A 5,112-nucleotide genomic window follows, 5' to 3' on the forward strand; every position below is an offset into this window, starting at 1 on the left:
CCTTTTGATAGGAGTTGATCAGACCTTGAAGGAGCTGAGAGATGATCGTTGATTTTTTTAGGCGTGGTACAGGTTTATCCAGTGGACCGATTGATTACTTGCTTGGCAAGAATCGAGACCGAGAACATGCTTGTCTGTTAAAGGGTGACATTAATGAAGTCGCAGGGTTAATCGACACTAGCCCGTACATAAAGAAGTACACCGCAGGCTGTCTTTCTTTTTATGAACATGACCTAAGACCAGAGCAAAAACAACAAATTATGGATGATTTTGAAAAATGTTTGTTTCCTGGGATGACTAAAGATCAGTACAGAATTTTATGGGTTGAACACCAGGACAAAATTAACCTGGATACAGGGGAAACCCGACTGGAGTTAAACTTCCTTATCCCAAATGTGGAAGTCAACAGTGGCAAGCGTCTACAGCCATTCTATGCCGCAGCCGACCTTGATCGTGTCGAGTGTTTTAAACAGATTACAAATCACATCCACGCCTTATATGACCCAGATGACCCAGCAAATCGGCAAGCAACAAAAGTAGCCAAAGCCTTACCAAGCAATACAAAGGAGCTGAAAGCAGCCATAGAAATCGAAGCAGCCCTTGCCATAGCTGAGGGCGTGATCTCCGACCGCCAGAGCCTTATTAAGTGGCTTGGGGATATTGGCGTGGAAGTGACAAGGCAAACACCTAAATCAATCAGTATCAAACACCAAGATGATGAAAAATCACGTCCAATTCGTTTAACAGGTGCGTTATATGAGCAGGATTTTAGATATACAGACGAAAGCCCAAGCATTACGGCAGCAGCATCAGCAGACTATCGAGCAGCAGCTACAGAGCGATATACAGCAAGCTGTGAACGATACGACAAGATGCTTGCAGCAAAGAGTGAGTACCATCAACAGCGATATAGACCGCAGTCACAGCGAGATCCTCAGTCACCAGAGCGAAGCTACGACAGCACTATTGCAGCAGATCGAGCAGAACACGGCAAAGATCAAGGCGCAACAGCAGCAGGGCATGACAGAGCTATTGCAGCAACAGCAAACACAGATCAAACAGCTACAAGCGAACTTGCAGCAGTTGAACGACTTGAGCCAAGACATCGAACAAGCAGCAAGTATCAAGAAAACCCTTACCAGATCGAATACAGCCTTGATTTTACTAGCATGTACAATGCTTATCAGCAGTATTTGTCTTGGGTACGTCAGCAAGAGCAAATACAACGAAATACAAGTAAAAAAGGAACGTTTGCAGCAGATCGAATATCAGACTCAGCAGAAAATAGCGGAATACAGCAAAATCACAACCGATTTATACAAGGCGAGAGGGGGCAGGTAGATGAGCTTGGAATCACAGCTATTAAGCATTATCGAGCAGCAACAGCAGCAGTTACAGAGCGCATTGCAGCGATTGGAAGCCCAGAGCTATACAATCGAGCAGCTAGAGCAGTACGGTCAGAACTTGAAACAGTTCAACGAAACAGCGATAAGTCGAATCAAGCAGCAGGAGGAGATTATCAACAAGCTGAGAAACCCACAATTGCCAGAGACTTTGCTATTGAAACTACAGTCAGATATACAGCAGCAATTGCAGCAGCATTTAGTGAAGTTGGTCGGACAGTTGAATATAGAACAGCAGATTACCAAAGCCTTGCCACGATTGACACAGACAGAGATAGAGAAGCAGCTAGAACCACTAACCGTACAAGTGATCGAGAAAATGAATTCAGTCGAGCAATATCAGCTAAAACTAGCCGATTTAGTGCAACGCCTATCCGCGAAGCTTTAGAGCGTGTGGAGCAACGGCAGCAGATCGAAGTAGAGAAAAAACAAGATTACGACAGTCCTCGCCCCTTTTAGTGTTGTGTAACACGGTGACGTAAGGTATAGTTGATTAAATAATCAAAAGTAACACGGTGACAATATGAAAGATAAGGCAGATAAGAAAACGATTGATATGCTGAAAGAGCCACCAAAAACAGGGGCGGAGCGTCAAAAGGCTTATAGACAAAGGCTTAAAGAGCAACACTCAGCAGTACGCCTTGATCTGATGCTAGATAGTGTTGTCATGGCTCAACTGGAGGGCATTATGCAGGTTATGGGTGAGGGGAAAAAGGAGGTGCTAAACCGCCTGATTTCAGCAGAGTTTACCCGAATTGTGAACCAACAAGATTTCAAGGTTAGCCAAATTATTAACCAGTAAAGTTTTACTTGTGTATACTAGGTAATACCTTTTGAAGTAATAGGAATTAAGCCATGTCCACCATAGCACTGTCCATCAAGCTTGATTCAAGCTATAAAGACCGTTTAAGCCGTTTAGCCACCACCAAAAAGCGTACAGCACACGCATTGGCAAAGGCTGCAATCACTAGTTTTATCGAGCAAGAGGAGCGCATTGAGGCAGAGCGGAGAGAAGCTATAGCCTCGTATGAAGATTATCTGGAAACAGGGCTGCATGTAACTCTAGCAGAAGCGGATGAGTGGCTGGAGAGTTGGGGAACTGACAATGAGAAAGATGCACCCCTATGCCACAAGTAATTTTAACCAGAAACGCCCTTAATGATTTGAGCCGATTAAAGGTGTTTTTGCAGACAAAGAACCCAGAAGCGGCTAAGGAAGCGGTTATAACTATCCGATCTCACCTCAAGGAATTAGCCACTACACCATTGGCTCATGTACCTGACGATGAGCGACCAGATTTTAGGATATTGATAATCCCTTTTGGTTCAAGTGGATACAAGGCTTGGTATCGTTACAAAACTGGTGAGGATGTTGTGATAGTCTCAATCAAGCATCAACGAGAAGATGCGTATTAAACTTATTTTAGACTATTTGCTGTTATAATAAACCTCGAAAAATCAATGCTTTTCACATGCTTTGAAGTGTGCTAGATTTTTCAATAGGCGAAAAAAAAGTAGGTCGGCAAACCTACTTTTTCTTCGGAATCTAATTTTAAAGGCTTGAAAACACTCAAAAATTAAGAACACCAGAAAACTTTCTTAATTTTAGCAGTGTTTGCGAGTATTGCAAGTGGATACTGTTATAAATGGAACAAATTCCTGAATTTCGGTCAAATTTTTATCAAGATCTACCTAAAAAACCGTATTGCAGTTATGGCAAAGGGACTAAAACCTACATACGTTCCAAAAAACACGCCATACAGTACCCTCTCATTCAGGTAAATCATGTACATACAGTGCAATATCTCATTTTTGATATAGACGCACCTGATGCTTACCTACATTTTTTTGATGCAAATTTACCTACACCGACATGGATAGCCAAGAACAAAAAAAATGGTCACTGCCATGTTTGTTATGAGTTAAAAACACCTGTTTGTAAAACTGCTAATGCAAAGCTGAAACCCTTGCGTTATCTAGCTTCTATTGAATATACATACGCCAAAAAATTAGGTGCAGACCTGCGATATTCAGGCTTGCTAACCAAGAATCCAGTGGACAAAGATTGGGAGGTTACTTTACTCAATCCAAGACCGTTTGAACTGGACGAGCTGGCGGACTATGTCGATTTAGAAAACAAGCCAAAAAAGAGTGAAAATGAAGTTTCAGGGCTTGGACGTAACTGCATAATGTTTGATGTGGTGCGTAAATGGGCGTATAAGGCGATTAGAGCGTGTTTGGATGATGGTTATGATAGTTGGTATCAAAAAGTATTAAACATGTCTATAAATGCAAATGGTGCGTTTTTAGACCCATTGCCATATTCGGAAGTCAAGGCGACTGCAAAATCTATTGCAAAATGGGTGTGGCGTAATCATACCAGTGCAGAGTTTCAGGCGTGGTTTGGTACGAAACAATCCAACAGGGCGAAGATAGGTGTCAGCAAGGGTAATGTGTCAAAAGGTGGTAAAGCTAGGTCAGCACAGTACAGCGATATGCGTCAGGAAGCCTTAAAACTGCATATCATGGGTAAGAGCATCAAAGAAATTTCAGAGTATTTAAACGTACATCGCAGTAGTGTGTCTAAGTGGTTAAAATCAGGTAAAAGCAGCTAGGAATATAAATATGGATGATAGTTTTGAAAGCCCAAATGCTAAATATATTCATGAAATATATAGCGATAAAAATGAGTTGGAAATGTTAGAAGCGGATTTTGTCAATATTGCAGATTCAATAGACAACTGGCTCGAAGGTAATGAAAAGATTGACCCAGATATTTGCCGATATATGGGAATGTTATTTCTATCTTTAGCAAACGAGTTAGAACCAGAGAGTTAATTGTTTACATAACTTTACAAAATGTCGAAGTGCAGCCAAATCAGATAATAGCCCCCTAGGGTGCTTTTCTCTTATTTTTATTTTAAAAATTATTATTCAATGATGGGAGCAACGGTTGTGGGCAAAGACAAAACCTGTGTGCAATACCTGTGGTCAAGTCAACGTATAACTCGAATGAGTTATGCGGACTTGTCCATCAGGTTTGTGCATAGATCAGTTTTGTCTTTCGCTTGCGATTGTCCATGACCTTGCCCATCTCCTCAATTAAACTTCTCTCCAATTCATTCGTAACACGGTGACAAGCAATCTTTAAATAAAAATACAGATAGTTACACGGTGACGTTTTGTAAGCAAGGATACACAACCACGTATTTTTTCGCTATGCTACAAATTACTGGTCGTGACCTTGTTCAGTGGGACACCCCCCGAAACCCCCCAAAAAGCCACAGCGTTACACGGTGACATTATGGAATATAAGGCAAAAATCAACCACGCCAAAAAGCGGAAAGTCCGAGAGCATCGGGTTGAGGTGCGGTTGTCAGATGATGAATTGAATCAATTGAAAAATGCCAACGCCTCCAGCATTGCCCGATTATTACGAGAGGGGGCATTGAGTGCTGTTAATAAACAAGAAACTCAAGTACCGCAGTTCACTAAACTAGACCGTGACTTTCTACTTGAACTGTCACGCATCGGCAACAACATCAATCAGATTGCCAAAGCAATCAACACAGATATTGCAGCAGATCGACCGATTGATGCCGCACGTCTTTTGCACCTTTTGATAGGAGTTGATCAGACCTTGAAGGAGCTGAGAGATGATCGTTGATTTTTTTAGGCGTGGTACAGGTTTATCCAGTGGACCGATTGAT

At 41.9% G+C, this 5,112-nt stretch carries 7 protein-coding genes; all 7 read left to right on the forward strand.

Going from position 1 to position 5,112, the window contains the following annotated elements:
- Positions 1-41: 41 nt before the first annotated feature.
- Entirely contained in the window at positions 42-1,862 is a 1,821-nt protein-coding gene (locus F927_RS14075) for a relaxase family protein (RefSeq protein WP_005086671.1), read from the forward strand.
- 64 nt (positions 1,863-1,926) lie between these two features.
- Positions 1,927-2,205, forward strand: a complete 279-nt coding sequence (locus F927_RS14080; protein ID WP_005086673.1) for a hypothetical protein — start codon at positions 1,927-1,929, stop codon at positions 2,203-2,205.
- Between the two features lie 53 nt (positions 2,206-2,258).
- The gene (locus F927_RS14085; RefSeq protein WP_005086675.1) at positions 2,259-2,540 is read left to right on the forward strand and encodes a hypothetical protein; all 282 of its coding nucleotides are present in this window, start codon (positions 2,259-2,261) and stop codon (positions 2,538-2,540) included.
- On the forward strand, positions 2,528-2,818 hold the full coding sequence (locus tag F927_RS14090) for a type II toxin-antitoxin system RelE/ParE family toxin (RefSeq protein WP_017394606.1): 291 nt from the start codon (positions 2,528-2,530) through the stop codon (positions 2,816-2,818). The genes F927_RS14085 and F927_RS14090 overlap by 13 nt, the downstream gene beginning before the upstream one ends.
- 230 nt (positions 2,819-3,048) lie before the next feature.
- A complete protein-coding gene (locus F927_RS14095) occupies positions 3,049-4,017 on the forward strand; it encodes a replication initiation protein (RefSeq protein ID WP_005086676.1) in 969 nt (322 codons plus the stop codon).
- A gap of 10 nt (positions 4,018-4,027) precedes the next feature.
- Complete coding sequence (locus tag F927_RS14100) at positions 4,028-4,240, forward strand: hypothetical protein (RefSeq protein ID WP_005086682.1); 213 nt, start codon at positions 4,028-4,030, stop codon at positions 4,238-4,240.
- A gap of 466 nt (positions 4,241-4,706) precedes the next feature.
- A complete protein-coding gene (locus tag F927_RS14105; protein WP_017394605.1) occupies positions 4,707-5,069 on the forward strand; it encodes a MobC family plasmid mobilization relaxosome protein in 363 nt (120 codons plus the stop codon).
- Positions 5,070-5,112 lie beyond the last annotated feature (43 nt).

This window comes from Acinetobacter haemolyticus CIP 64.3 = MTCC 9819 (assembly GCF_000369065.1).
In the GTDB taxonomy this organism is placed as follows: domain Bacteria; phylum Pseudomonadota; class Gammaproteobacteria; order Pseudomonadales; family Moraxellaceae; genus Acinetobacter; species Acinetobacter haemolyticus.

Coding starts and splice junctions, on each gene's coding strand:
- F927_RS14075 (WP_005086671.1), top strand. CDS start 42: ATGATCGTTGATTTTTTTAGGCGTGGTACAGGTTTATCCAGTGGACCG.
- F927_RS14080 (WP_005086673.1), top strand. CDS start 1,927: ATGAAAGATAAGGCAGATAAGAAAACGATTGATATGCTGAAAGAGCCA.
- F927_RS14085 (WP_005086675.1), top strand. CDS start 2,259: ATGTCCACCATAGCACTGTCCATCAAGCTTGATTCAAGCTATAAAGAC.
- F927_RS14090 (WP_017394606.1), top strand. CDS start 2,528: ATGCCACAAGTAATTTTAACCAGAAACGCCCTTAATGATTTGAGCCGA.
- F927_RS14095 (WP_005086676.1), top strand. CDS start 3,049: ATGGAACAAATTCCTGAATTTCGGTCAAATTTTTATCAAGATCTACCT.
- F927_RS14100 (WP_005086682.1), top strand. CDS start 4,028: ATGGATGATAGTTTTGAAAGCCCAAATGCTAAATATATTCATGAAATA.
- F927_RS14105 (WP_017394605.1), top strand. CDS start 4,707: ATGGAATATAAGGCAAAAATCAACCACGCCAAAAAGCGGAAAGTCCGA.